This window comes from Parvibaculum sp. (assembly GCF_035511255.1).
In the GTDB taxonomy this organism is placed as follows: domain Bacteria; phylum Pseudomonadota; class Alphaproteobacteria; order Parvibaculales; family Parvibaculaceae; genus Parvibaculum.
In genome coordinates, this window is sequence record NZ_DATKFR010000031.1 from 1 (window position 1) to 12768 (window position 12768).

10 protein-coding genes are annotated in these 12768 nt (G+C 62.7%); 6 read left to right on the top strand and 4 right to left on the bottom strand.

Annotated elements, in window-relative coordinates:
* Positions 1-61 precede the first annotated feature (61 nt).
* The gene (locus tag VMR03_RS01030; protein WP_325401398.1) at positions 62-1261 is read left to right on the top strand and encodes a hypothetical protein; all 1200 of its coding nucleotides are present in this window, start codon (positions 62-64) and stop codon (positions 1259-1261) included.
* A 75-nt stretch (positions 1262-1336) separates the two neighbouring features.
* Here VMR03_RS01030 and VMR03_RS01035 read toward each other — a convergent pair whose 3' ends face one another.
* Complete coding sequence (locus tag VMR03_RS01035; RefSeq protein ID WP_325401400.1) at positions 1337-2572, bottom strand: acetyl-CoA C-acetyltransferase; 1236 nt, start codon at positions 2570-2572, stop codon at positions 1337-1339.
* 247 nt (positions 2573-2819) lie between these two features.
* Here VMR03_RS01035 and VMR03_RS01040 point away from each other — a divergent pair, with 247 nt between their 5' ends.
* Positions 2820-3680, top strand: a complete 861-nt coding sequence (locus VMR03_RS01040) for a phytanoyl-CoA dioxygenase family protein (RefSeq protein WP_325401402.1) — start codon at positions 2820-2822, stop codon at positions 3678-3680.
* Between the two features lie 20 nt (positions 3681-3700).
* On the opposite strand, the gene VMR03_RS01045 is transcribed toward VMR03_RS01040, so the two are convergent.
* Positions 3701-5119 carry a homospermidine synthase gene (locus VMR03_RS01045; protein ID WP_325401404.1) on the bottom strand — a complete coding sequence of 473 codons (1419 nt, stop codon included), beginning with the start codon at positions 5117-5119 and terminating at the stop codon, positions 3701-3703.
* Positions 5120-5319: 200 nt separating this feature from the next.
* On the opposite strand from VMR03_RS01045, the gene VMR03_RS01050 reads away from it, so the two are divergent.
* The 3 genes from VMR03_RS01050 (at position 5320) to VMR03_RS01060 (ending at position 8762) form a co-directional block, all read left to right on the top strand.
* Positions 5320-6357: a zinc-dependent alcohol dehydrogenase family protein gene (locus VMR03_RS01050; protein ID WP_325401406.1), complete on the top strand. Its 1038-nt coding sequence runs from the start codon at positions 5320-5322 to the stop codon at positions 6355-6357.
* A gap of 23 nt (positions 6358-6380) precedes the next feature.
* The gene (gene ftsH, locus VMR03_RS01055) at positions 6381-8210 is read left to right on the top strand and encodes an ATP-dependent zinc metalloprotease FtsH (protein ID WP_325401408.1); all 1830 of its coding nucleotides are present in this window, start codon (positions 6381-6383) and stop codon (positions 8208-8210) included.
* 117 nt (positions 8211-8327) lie between these two features.
* The gene (locus tag VMR03_RS01060; RefSeq protein WP_325401410.1) at positions 8328-8762 is read left to right on the top strand and encodes a hypothetical protein; all 435 of its coding nucleotides are present in this window, start codon (positions 8328-8330) and stop codon (positions 8760-8762) included.
* A 35-nt stretch (positions 8763-8797) separates the two neighbouring features.
* On the opposite strand, the gene VMR03_RS01065 is transcribed toward VMR03_RS01060, so the two are convergent.
* A complete protein-coding gene (locus VMR03_RS01065; RefSeq protein ID WP_325401412.1) occupies positions 8798-9742 on the bottom strand; it encodes a 1-phosphofructokinase family hexose kinase in 945 nt (314 codons plus the stop codon).
* A 15-nt stretch (positions 9743-9757) separates the two neighbouring features.
* Complete coding sequence (locus VMR03_RS01070; protein WP_325401414.1) at positions 9758-11356, bottom strand: MBL fold metallo-hydrolase; 1599 nt, start codon at positions 11354-11356, stop codon at positions 9758-9760.
* 175 nt (positions 11357-11531) lie between these two features.
* Here VMR03_RS01070 and VMR03_RS01075 point away from each other — a divergent pair.
* The coding region (locus VMR03_RS01075; RefSeq protein WP_325401416.1) for an acyl-CoA dehydrogenase at positions 11532-12768 on the top strand (1237 nt) is incomplete at its 3' end.

A 12768-nucleotide genomic window follows, 5' to 3' on the forward strand; every position in this document is an offset into this window, starting at 1 on the left:
CCGCGCACCTTCGGCGTCTATTTCAAGACCAACTTCTGATCTCTGGAGACGGAGGAACATCATGGCCGACAGTATGCGTATCGACGGTTTTGGTGTTCCTCCGAAGACCGGCGCGATTGCCGCCTGTCTCATTCTAGGCTCGATCGCGCTGCTGATGCTCGGTCTGCAGCCATTGTTGCTCGGGTCTCTCGCGGAAGCGGGACGTCTCGACGTGGCCGAGGTCGGCTATGCGGCGACGAGCGAGCTCCTCGCCATCGGTATCGTCTCCGCCCTCGCCGGCATGTTGCTCAAGCCGCATCGCCTGCGGCTCATGAGCATCGCCGCCTGCCTCGTTCTGGCGGCCGCCAATTTCGGCACGATCTACGTCGACGGCATGGGCATCGTCCTGCTCCGCGCCGTGGCGGGATCGGCCTCCGGTCTTCTGGTCTGGGTCGCCGTCAATCTGATTACGCGCGGACAATCGCCGGAAAGGCTTTCCGGCATCTTCGTCACGCTGCAGACCCTTATGCAGTTCGCGCTCGCCGCCACCCTGCCCGTCACCCTGCTGCCGATCTATGGCGCAAATGTCGGGCTCTTCGCACTCGGTTCATTTTCCGTGCTCGCGATCGCCTGCACCTTCTTCATCCCGGATCGGTTCGAGCCGCTGCCAAAAACGGAGGAGACCACGAGCACCGCGCTGCCGATCTCCGGCATTGTCGCTCTCCTCGTCGTCTTCCTCTACCTTGCGGCGATTGTCGGCCTGTGGGTTTACATCGAACGCGTCGGCGTTCTGGCTGGCGTTTCGCCACGGACCGCCGGACTGGCCGTCGCCGTCGCGCTGGCGGCGCAGGTCGTCGGCGGCTTTGCCGCGACAGCGCTTGCCGGCCGCGTGAATGCGGTCTTCGCCTTCATCGCCTGCGGTCTCGCCAACATCGCGCTCGTCGGCGTCTTTGCCCTGCAGCCCGGTGCAACGGTCTATCTGCTCAGCGTCGCCGCCTTCGGCTTCCTCTGGCTCTTCGCCCTGCCGTTTCAGGTGCCGCTCCTCATCGAGGCCGATCCGTCCCGCCGCTCCGCGATGCTCATGGCGGGCGCGCAGCTTCTCGGCTGCAGCGCCGGCCCCATGCTGACATCGGCCGTGGCTACCGACCACGACATGAGCGGCGTTCTTGACGTCACCGCCGTCGTTTTCGTTCTCGCGGTCGCAATCGCCTTCACGCTTCACCTGCGCTTTGCCCGCGCCCATCATGCGGCATCCGTCATCATCGTCGAACCGGCCGACTGATCCACGCGGCACTTCGGAAACAAAAACGCCCGCCGGTTTACGCCGGCGGGCGTTTCGTCGAGAACGTCAGGATACTTACATCCGCTCGATGATCGTCGCCGGCGCCATGCCGCCCGCCGCGCAGAGCGTGGCGAGGCCGACATTGAGATCTCGGCGCTCGAGTTCGTCGAGCAACGCCCCGAGAATGATCGCCCCCGTCGCGCCGATCGGATGACCGAGCGCCATGGCGCCGCCATTGACGTTGACGATCGCCGGATCGACATTCAGATCGCGCATGAACTTCAGCGGAACGACCGCGAAAGCCTCGTTGATCTCGATAAGGTCGATGTCCTTCAGCGTCATCCCGGCGATCTGCAGCGCTTTCTTCGTCGCGGGCACCGGCGCGTTGAGCATCAGCTCGGGGCTGTCGCCCGCCGTCGCCACCGAGATGATGCGCGCGCGGGGCTTGAGCCCATGGGCCTTCGCATATTCCGGCGAGGCGATCACCACCGCGCCGGCACCGTCCACGACGCCCGACGAATTGCCCGCGTGGTGGATGTGATTGATGACGACATCCGGATAGTTTTTCTGCACGAGCTTCTTGTAGGTGAGGCCCTCTTCGTCGAGCGGGAACTCATACATCGCCGCGAAGGCCGGCTTGAGGCCCGCAAGACTTTCGAGCGTCGTGCCAGGGCGCGGGAACTCTTCCTTGTCAAGCGCCAGCGTGCCGTCGTCGTGATAGACGGGGACGAGGCTCTTCGCAAAATGCCCGTTGCGGATCGCGTGATCGGCGCGGCGCTGGCTTTCATAGGCGAGCTTGTCCGTGTCCTCGCGGCTGATGCCTTCAAGCGTCGCGATGAGATCGGCGCAGATGCCCTGATGCGGCTGCGGGTGAATTTCGCGCAGATGCAGATTATGGCTGTCGATCGTCGCGCCGCCGGTGCGTGGAAGGGTCGAGCCATGCGACATGGACTCGACGCCGCCCGCGACAACGAGATCCTGCATGCCCGACATGACACCCATGGCCGCGAGATTGACCGCGGTAAGCCCCGAGCCGCAGAAGCGATCGAGAGAGAAGCCCGGCGCCGTGTTCTTCCAGCCGGCGTCGAGCGCCGCCATGCGCGCGATGCAAGCACCCTGCTTGCCCGACTGCGTACCGCAACCGGCAATGACGTCGTCGATATCGTCGCTATCGAGATTGTTGCGCTCGCCAAGCGCCTTCAGAACCGTCGAGAGAATACGCTGCGGATGAACTTCCGTCAGCGCGCCTTTGCCGACCTTGCCGACACCGCGCGGCGTGCGTGCCGCGTCGATGATCCATGCTTCTTTCACTTGTAACTCCCTTGATGGTGTTATTCCGATTTGTCGGGAGTGTCGTCTCGCGCGCAACCGGCGTCAATTGTCGCTCATATTGACGCAGCGTCACGCGGCGTCCAGATCGATCTTCCGCCCTCCGTCTTCGGCGTAATATGGCATTGCACACTTTACTTCCGGTCAGACATGACCGTAATTTCTTGGGCGGCATTTCCGGGGCCGATGCCCCATAGACGCCACCCGATCGTTCGACGAGAACCAGCCAATGACAGCTTTCATCGACGACCTCGATCGTCCGCTGAGCGAACCCCATGCGATCGACCCTTCAGCCGTCGCCTCGCTCCGACTGAAAGGCCATGCCGTCGTGCGCGGTCTTGCCTCCGCGTCGGAGATCGCCGCCTACCGTCCCGCCATCGAAGCGGCGGTATTGAAATATGCGGAGCGCGCGGCGCCGTTGTCCGACAGGGATACTTACGGCAAGGCTTTCCTCCAGGTGCCCAACCTCTGGATGCGCAGTGAAGTCGTCCGGGAATTCGTCTACGCCTCGCGCTTCGCAAAGGTAGCCGCCGAGCTTCTGGGCGTTTCGGGCGTCCGGCTCTATCACGATCAGGCGCTTTACAAGGAGCCGGGCGGCGGGCACACGCCCTGGCACCAGGATCAGAATTACTGGCCGCTCGACACGAACGACACCATCACCATGTGGATGCCGCTGATCGACATCCCCGCCGAGGTCGGCTCGATGACCTTCGCCAATGGCAGCCATCTTCACGGTGATCTGGGTCCATGGATCATCGGCGACGAGTCCGAGGCGGCCTTTTCCGATCTCGTCGCGCGCGAGGGCTACGAGACGGAGACGCATGGCGCGATGCGCGCCGGAGACGCGACCTTCCACAAGGGCTGGACGCTGCATCGCGCGCCCGCGAATAACAGCAATCTGCTGCGATCGGTAATGACCATCATCTGGTATGCCGATGGCACGAAGGTTGGCGCGATCGACTCCCCGGCCCGCAAATTCGATCATCAAATCTGGTTGAGCGGCAAGGAGCCCGGCACTCCCGCCGACGGCCCGATCAATCCGCGCCTCTGGCCGCCGTCGGAAGCGAATGTCGGCGAGCAGACCGGATAAGCGCCGGCGAATGCACCCGATCAAACCACGCGGAAATTCTTGAACTGCCAGGGATCTTCCGTATCGAGATCCTCGTCGAAGAGCACACCCCGGCCCGTCAGCGGCGTCCAGTCGCTATAGACGCCCACCACATTGCCGAGATAGTGACCGGCGATTTCGAGCACGCGCTCGAAATCCATTTCCTCAGGTTCGACGACGCCCCGCCTCGGATTTTCGATCGCCCAGACGACACCGCCGAGAACGGCCGCCGTCACCTGCAGTCCCGTCGCATTGTTGTAGGGCGCGAGACTCCTTGCTTCGCCGATCGACAATTGCGAACCGTACCAGTAGGCGCCCTTCTTGTGCCCCATCAGCAGTACGCCGAGTTCGTCGATGCCGCTGGTGATTTCATCGACGATGATGCGCTTGCTCGCCTGTTCCTGCCAATTCTTGCCCGCAAGCTCGTGAACGGAGAGAACGGCGGCGTCGCATGGATGATAGGTGTAATGGACGGTTGGCCGATAGCGCACCGCGCTGCCGTCCATTTGCGTCAGATAGTCGGCGATCGAAATCGACTCGCCATGCGTGATGAGAAAGCCGTGGTAGGGCCCTTCGAGCGGCGTCCAGCTCCGCATGCGCGTCGACGCGCCCGGCCGCCCGAGATAGATCGCCGCCCCGCCGCCAAACTCGTGCCGGAAGCCGTCCGCCGGAAAATGCCGTTCGTGGCTGCCCCATCCGAGTTCCGCCGGCTGGCACCCCTCGCCGATGAACCCGTCGACCGACCATGTGTTGACGAACTCGCCCACGCGCTTGGGAATGGGCGAAACTTGCGTATCCCGCTCGGCGATGTGGATCACCCTGACGCCCAGACGTTCCGCCAACGCCCCCCATTCCGCGCGATCCGTCGGCCTGGAAATCAGGAGCCCCTGGTCCTCCGCGAGATTGATCAACGCCTGCTTGACGAAATGGGACACGAGCCCCGGATTTGCCCCATGCGTCAGGATCGCGGTCGGCCCACCCTCCTGCCGCGCCCTGAGATCGAGCGCTTCTTCGCGCAGCGCGTAATTCGAGCGCATCGACGGCGTCAAGGAGACGTCCGTATAGCGCCCCGGCCACGGCTCGTTGCAGGTGTCCAGATAAAGCGCGTTCTTGGCGTAGCAGAGCTCAATCAGCGAGAGGCTCGAGACCTCGACCGAAAGGTTGAGCAGGAAATCGCCCTCGCCGATCAGCGGCTCCAGCACCGAGATGTAGTTCTCGCGGGTCAGCGGCTGAAGAATGAAACGAATGCCCTGAAGCTGCGCCTCACGCCGCCCCTCTTCCTCCGCGGTCACGATGACCATCCGGTCCGGCGTCACGCCGATATGACGCAGGATCAGCGGCAGCACACCGCGTCCGATGCTGCCGAATCCGACCATGACGATACGACCGGTAAATTCGATGGGTTTCGACTGCAGAGGCATCTTTCACATTTCCGACATAGACGGCGCGAGCGGCCTCGTGAGTTGGGGAGAACCTTTGCCTTATACAAAACAAGCGCCGCCAATGAAAGAACGCAGACGTCGCGGACCCGACGATCCGTCGGTTGATCGAGGTCAATGCAGTGGAGGGCTGTCGGCGCGCCTATAGGAGCATGTCATTCTCCGCTCCAGGGAGCGTCCCGATGAAAGCCCTCGTCTATCAAGGTCCCGGCAAGAAGGCGCTGGAAGACCGCCCGATGCCAGAGGTCGAGGCCCCGACGGATGCCGTCGTCCGCGTCACCCGCACCACCATCTGCGGCACCGATCTTCATATTCTGAAGGGCGATGTCCCGACCTGCGAACCGGGCCGCATTCTCGGTCACGAAGGCGTCGGCGTCGTCGATAAGGTCGGCGCGGCCGTCTCGACCTTCAAGCCTGGCGACCGCGTGCTGATCTCCTGCATCTCCTCCTGCGGAAAATGCAGCTACTGCCGCCGCGGCATGTATTCCCACTGCGCCACGGGCGGCTGGATTCTGGGCAATACGATCGACGGCACTCAGGCCGAATATGTCCGCATCCCTCATGCCGACACGAGCCTCTACCGCATTCCCGAAGGTGCGGACGAGGAAGCGCTCGTGATGCTGAGCGACATTCTCCCGACGGGCTTCGAATGCGGCGTGCTGAATGGCAAGGTCAAACCTGGCGATAGCGTCGCCATTGTCGGCGCAGGACCCATCGGCCTCGCCGCGCTGTTGACGGCGCAATTCTATTCTCCCGCGGAACTCATCATGATCGATCTCGACGACAATCGGCTCGAGGTTTCAAAACGTTTCGGCGCCACTGCGACAGTCAACAGCAAGGACGGCAAAGCCGTCGAGACCGTGATGAAAATGACGGGCGGCGTGGGCGTCGACGTCGCCATCGAGGCCGTCGGTGTGCCGGCAACCTTCGTCATGTGCGAAGACATCGTGGCGCCGGGCGGAACCATCGCCAATATCGGGGTTCACGGCGTCAAGGCCGATCTGCATCTCGAACGTCTCTGGTCGCAGAACATCACCATCACGACGCGGCTCGTCGACACCGTGACGACACCCATGCTGTTGAAGACTGTGCAATCGAAGAAAATCGACCCGACGCGGCTGATCACGCATCGCTTCAAGCTGGCGGAAATTCTCGATGCCTATGACACCTTCGGCAAGGCGGCCAGTACGCATGCGCTGAAGGTCATCATCGAATCCTGAAAGGCGCCGACCGGGCATCATCCATGGATAAGAGAGTCCAGTTCAACGCCGGCTACTTCGTCGCCGCCTTCCTGCTCATCACGGCCTTCCAGCTCTGGTTCGGCTATCGCCAGGTGGCGCAGATCGACTACAGCGATTTCATGAAGCTGCTCGACGAGAAGGCAATCAGCGAAGTCACCGTCACCGAAACACAAATCCGGGGCAAGTTCGTGACGCCCCGTGACGGCAAGGAACAATTCGCGACGAGCCGTGTCGAGCCTGTATTCGCCGACGAGCTGGCAAAGGCCGGCGTCAAATTTACCGGCGGTTCCGACGAGAACTGGGCGACCACCCTCCTCTCCTGGGTTTTGCCGGCGCTGCTCTTCGGCGGCGTCTGGTACTTTCTGTTCCGTGGCATCGCCGATCGTCAGGGCATGGGCGGTCTGATGAACGTCGGCAAATCGAAAGCCAAGGTCTATGTGGAGACGCAGACCGGCGTCACCTTTGCGGATGTCGCCGGCGTCGACGAGGCAAAAATGGAACTGCAGGAAGTGGTCTCCTTCCTGAAGAACAAGGAAAAATATGGCCGCCTCGGCGCCCATGTGCCGAAGGGCATTCTCCTTGTGGGCCCGCCCGGAACCGGCAAGACGCTGCTTGCCCGCGCCGTCGCCGGCGAGGCTGGCGTTCCCTTCTTCTCGATCTCCGGTTCGGAATTCGTCGAACTCTTCGTCGGCGTCGGCGCCGCCCGCGTGCGCGACCTCTTCGAACAGGCGAGCAAGGCTGCCCCCTGCATCATCTTCATCGACGAACTCGATGCACTCGGCCGCGCCCGCTCACCGATGGGCGGCATGGGCGGACAGGACGAGAAGGAGCAAACGCTGAACCAGCTCCTCGCCGAACTCGATGGCTTCGATCCACGCGCGGGCATCGTGCTTCTTGCCGCGACCAACCGGCCGGAAATTCTCGACCCGGCCCTGATGCGCGCGGGGCGTTTCGATCGCCAGATCGTCGTCGACCGCCCGGACCGCAGCGGCCGCACAGCCATCCTCAAGGTCCATTTGCGCAAGGTGACGCTGGCCTCCGATATCGACGCCGACAAGATCGCCGCCATCACGCCCGGCTTCACCGGTGCCGATCTCGCCAACCTCGTCAACGAGGCGGCAATCCTCGCCACGCGGCGCAATGGCGACAATGTCTCCATGGACGATTTTACCGGCGCGGTGGAGCGCATCGTCGCCGGTTCCGAAGTGAAGAGCCGCCTTCTCAACCCGACGGAACGCGAGCGCGTCGCCTATCACGAGATGGGACATGCGCTCGTCGCGGCCACGCTTCCGGGAACCGATCCTGTACATAAAGTCTCGATCATCCCCCGCTCCATCGGCGCGCTCGGCTATACGTTGCAAAGACCGACCGAGGATCGCTTCCTCATTACTTTAGGCGAACTCAAAAACCGGATGGTGGTGCTGCTGGCGGGACGCGCCGCCGAGGACGTGACATTCGGTGAGATTTCGACCGGCGCCGCCGATGATCTCGCCAAGGTGACCGATGTGGCGCGGCAGATCGTCACCCGCTTCGGCATGGCCCCTGAACTCGGCCAGGCCGTGCTCGAGGCGCAGCATTCCGCCTATCTCGGCGACGGCATGCTGAACGTCCGCGACAAGGACTATTCGGAGGCGACCGCGCGCGAAATCGACCTTGCCGTCCGCAAGCTCATCGACGAGGCTTACGGGCGTGCCCGGGACGTTCTGGAAGCCCGTTCGAGCGATCTTGAAGCTGGCGCGAAGCTGCTTCTCGCCAAAGAATCCATAACGCCTGACGACTTTCCCCAATTGAGGCCCGTCGCGGGCGAGGTTGTGCCGCGAAAGCACGCCTGATGGAGCACGCCTGATGGAATGAATCCTCGAATGAAGCGCACACATTCTTGCGGCGTTGCCGCCCAGGCTTCGGCGGGATAGTTTTCCAGAGCCGGGGAACAGGAGATGACGAGAAAGATGCCAAATTCCACGACACCCTACGCGCTTCCCTCAACGCTCGACTCCGATCTCGAAAAGGTCCGCGCCTATTGGCACGGACTCATCCGTGGTAAGGCGAGCGACATGCCCTATTGGGATGACGTGAAGCTATCGTCGCTACCGCAACTGGTCGATCGCTTGATGCTCATCTCGGTCTTCGGCAAACCGGAGCGGTTCCGCTTCGACATCGTGGGGAAAGAGATCGTCGCGCAGTTCGGCAAGGATTTTGCCGGCGGTTTCGCGGACGAAATGGAGACCCACGCCCCGCTGAATTTCATCCGCGCCCAGGCAAGCGCCACCGTTGAAGGTCGCATACCCACCTACTATCGACACGATGACTACGTGCGTCTCCTCCTTCCGATGTGGGGCGACGGTCACATCGGCATGTTGCTCGGCGCCGTGACCGCCGCCTAGGGCGTGGTGGACCGGCTTTCCAGTGTATGGAAAGCTTAGGCGATCTTCCGCGTCTTCACCTCGACGAAAAGGCGCTCGGCATCTTCCGGCCGGCAGAGTTCGGTACCCGGCGACAGGAGCGCGGCCGAGCCCGCGGCGATGCCGCGCCGGAATGCCTCCTCCCAATCGTCGCCCGATGCAAGCGCGCCGACCATCCCGCCGACGAAACTGTCTCCGGCACCGACAGCGCTCCTCATTTCCACATGTGGTGCGTTGGCGCGCCATGCGCCGTCGCCGGTAACGAGAACTGCTCCCTCCCCTCCAAGCGTCAAGGCAACGGCTTCGGTCTGTCCCTCCGCGATCAACCGCCGCGCCGCCGCAACCATCGAGACCTCTTCACCCAGCTCCTCGCCGGTCAGTTCGCGCAACTCGCGCAAGCTCGGCTTGACCATGAACGGACACGTCGCCAGAGCCCCGGAGAGGGCCGCGCCTGATGTATCCACCACGACCCTGCTGCCGACCTGCCGTCCCGCCGAAACGACGCGCGCATAAAAATCCGCTGGCACGCCCTGCGGCAGGCTACCGCTCGCAACGATATATTCAGGTGCCGGATGGAGCGCCGAAATCGTATCGAGCGCCGCCGAGCACACGGTTTCGCTTAGTGCAGGACCTGGCAACACGAAACGAAATTGATTTCCGCTCCGTTCCTCAAGAACCGTGAAGTCCTCGCGCGTCTCCTCGTCTGCCTCGATGATACGGCTCTCGATCCCCTCTCCCTCGACGAGCTTCCGCAATAGCTTGCCCGTAATGCCTCCGACGACATAAATCGCGGTTGCCGCATGGCCGAACCGCCGCAATACCCGCGCGACATTGATGCCACCACCGCCCGGATCGCGGCGCCCTGCGGCACAGCGGAGCTTATGAACGGGCATTACCTCCGCGACCGACGTCGAGGTGTCGATCGCGGGGTTCATCGTCAGCGTCGCAATTTTCATCGTCATTGCATCTCCGCTCTCCTATTCACTCTTTTCGAGCGCACGCCGCAAACGGCGAAGGATGATGCCGCGCGCCTTGTCGTCTGCTGCATGATCTAGTTCATCGCCGATGTCGAGCCAGAGGCGTGACAGATCATTGTGCCAATCGAAGCGACCGACGTTTTCTGGTTGCAGACGCCGTGGACCCGGCCGCGAACGCGGCTCCGGCGCCTCGGCGACGAGATCGTAAATGTCGTCGAGCGTGGGCTCGAGCACACGCGTCCCGTAGAGCCCCGATGCCGTCAACCTCTCGTGAAGCGCGGTCATCCCTTCCTCTTCTCCATGCACCAGAAAAACTGCTCGTTTCACGGGAGTGCGGGCCTCGATCCATAGCGCCAGAGCCTCTCCATCGGCATGGCCCGAGTAAATGTCGATCTGGCGGACCTTCGCCCTGACCTTCACTTCCTCGCCCTGAATGCGGACTGCCTTCGCGCCGTCGGCGAGAATGCGCCCCAACGTGCCCTTCGCCTGAAATCCGACCAGAAGAACGGTCGAATTCTGCCGCCACAGATGGTTTTTCAGATGATGCCTGATCCGGCCCGCGTCGCACATGCCGCTCGCCGCCACGATGATGTGGTTGCCCTCGATGCGCTCGATGCCCATGCTTTCGGCGGCGGTCTCGGTCGTGCGCAGCAAAGGCGTCGCCATGGCCTTCGCAAATTCGCCGCCGTTTTCGAGTTCGTCGGTATGATCGAGAAACACTTGTGTTGCCCGGATGGCCAGCGGCGAGTCCAGAAAGATCGGTACCCGCGGAATGCGGCCGGTATCGACCAGCTCGATAAGGTCGGCGAGCAGCTCCTGCGTCCTCTCGACGGCAAAAGCCGGAATTACCAGCGCCCCTTTGTCCTTGAAAGCATCGAGCACCTCGGTGGCGAGAAGATCGAGCCTGCCGTCATGCGTGAGCTTCGGCCGTACCCGTCCGCCATAGGTCGACTCGCAAATGAGATAGTCGATGTTCTCCGGTGAGTCCGGTGCCGGATGAAAAGTCTGCGCGTCCGGCCCTATGTCACCCGAAAAGAGGAGACGTAGCTGGCGCGCAGACGGCACGTCGGTATCAAGTTCGATCTCGATCGACGCCGATCCCAGAATATGCCCCGCATTCCAGAAGCGCGCGCGAATGCCTTCCGCCGGCCGCATCCAGTCGTCGTATTTGACTGGCCTGAAGAGCTTCAGACAGGCCTCCGCATCTTCGGCCGTATAGATCGGCGTCACACGCTCACGCCCGCGTCGCGCATTGCGTCGGTTCAGTTCTTCGACTTCGACTTCCTGGATATGCCCCGAATCCGGCAACATGCAACCGGCAAGATCGATCGTTCCTCGTGTCGCATAGATCGGTCCGTCGAACCCTTGTTTGGCGAGCTTTGGGAGAAGTCCCGAATGATCGATATGCGCGTGCGTCAGCAGCACGAAGTCGATGTCGCGGGGATCGAAGGGGAAGGGCCCGTAATTGAGCGCCTTGAGCGTCTTCGCGCCCTGGAACATGCCGCAATCCACCAGAAACTTCCGTTCGTACGTCTCGATGAGATAGCAGGAGCCGGTGACGGTGCGAGCGGCCCCGTGAACGGTCAGAATAGCGGTCATGACATCCCCATTTGAGCGTCCCGAACGGGACTACCACGATCTCACAAGCCAGCCTTGATTCATCGCCGCCGTCCATGACCTCCCTCAATGCGGGTTTCAAACCCGTGCTGCCGGTCCCGGCAGGGGAAACCCAAGCCGTTCCCGGGCGTTATGTCTAAAACGAGGGAGCATTTTCATGGCCGCACTGCGAAGAAACCTGCTGTCGCGTCCCATCTATGCCTGGGCGAAAACCGTCTTGCCAGGCATGTCCGGAACCGAGCGTGCCGCCATCGAAGCCGGCGACGTTTGGTGGGATGCCGATCTCTTCACCGGAAATCCCGACTGGCGCAAACTGCTCGATACGCCGGTAGCCGCCCTGAGCACGGAGGAGCAAGCGTTCCTCGACGGACCGGTCGAAGAGCTCTGCGCCATGCTCGACGACTGGAAAATCAATTGGGAGCTTCGGGATCTGCCACCGGAGGCTTGGGCATTCATCAAGGCCAATAGATTCTTCGGCATGATTATCCCGAAGGAGTATGGCGGCCTCGGCTTCTCGGCCTTCGCCCATTCGGAAGTCGTGCGCCGGATTTCGACGCGTTCCATCGCCGCCGCCGTAACGGTGATGGTTCCGAACTCCCTCGGCCCCGGCGAACTTCTGATGCAGTTCGGCACGAAGGAGCAGCGCGATCGCTGGCTGCCCCGCCTCGCCGACGGCCGCGAAATTCCTTGCTTTGGCCTGACGAGCCCCGAAGCGGGCTCGGACGCCGCCGCGATGACCGACGCCGGCGTCGTCTGCCGGGGGACGGTGAATGGTCGCGACGTCATCGGACTTCGCCTCAACTGGCACAAGCGCTACATCACGCTCGGTCCCGTGGCGACGGTGCTCGGCCTCGCCTTCAAGCTCCGCGATCCCGACCGCCTGCTCGGCGGACAAGAGGATCTGGGCATCACCGTTGCCCTCATTCCGACCGACACGCCCGGCGTCGAAATCGGCCGCCGCCACCTTCCCTCCATGCAGGCCTTTCAAAACGGTCCGAATTGGGGGCGCGACGTCTTCGTGCCGCTGGATGCGATCATCGGCGGTCCCGAACGTGCCGGACAGGGCTGGCAGATGCTGATGAGCGCGTTGGCCGCCGGCCGTGGCATCTCTCTACCCTCGCTCTCCTCGGCAGGTGCTGCCTTCTGCGCACATGCGACGGGAGCCTATGCCCGCATCCGTACGCAATTCGGCATTCCGATCGGCAAGTTCGAAGGCATCGAGGAGCGCCTCGCACGTATCGCCGGCATCGCCTATCAGCTCGATGCCGGCCGCCGCCTCACCTGCGCGGGTCTCGACCAGGGACACAAGCCGTCGGTCATTTCGGCGGGATCAAGACCGAGGTCGCGGAGTTCTTCGTCAAGCTCAAGACCGCCGAAGAAGTGCGCGAATACAA

What these genes read in the sequence shown, in the direction of transcription:
- VMR03_RS01030 (WP_325401398.1), top strand. Translation starts at nt 62, where the DNA reads ATGGCCGACAGTATGCGTATCGACGGTTTTGGTGTTCCTCCGAAGACC.
- VMR03_RS01040 (WP_325401402.1), top strand. Translation starts at nt 2,820, where the DNA reads ATGACAGCTTTCATCGACGACCTCGATCGTCCGCTGAGCGAACCCCAT.
- VMR03_RS01045 (WP_325401404.1), bottom strand. Translation starts at nt 5,119, where the DNA reads ATGCCTCTGCAGTCGAAACCCATCGAATTTACCGGTCGTATCGTCATG.
- VMR03_RS01050 (WP_325401406.1), top strand. Translation starts at nt 5,320, where the DNA reads ATGAAAGCCCTCGTCTATCAAGGTCCCGGCAAGAAGGCGCTGGAAGAC.
- ftsH (WP_325401408.1), top strand. Translation starts at nt 6,381, where the DNA reads ATGGATAAGAGAGTCCAGTTCAACGCCGGCTACTTCGTCGCCGCCTTC.
- VMR03_RS01060 (WP_325401410.1), top strand. Translation starts at nt 8,328, where the DNA reads ATGCCAAATTCCACGACACCCTACGCGCTTCCCTCAACGCTCGACTCC.
- VMR03_RS01065 (WP_325401412.1), bottom strand. Translation starts at nt 9,742, where the DNA reads ATGACGATGAAAATTGCGACGCTGACGATGAACCCCGCGATCGACACC.
- VMR03_RS01070 (WP_325401414.1), bottom strand. Translation starts at nt 11,356, where the DNA reads ATGACCGCTATTCTGACCGTTCACGGGGCCGCTCGCACCGTCACCGGC.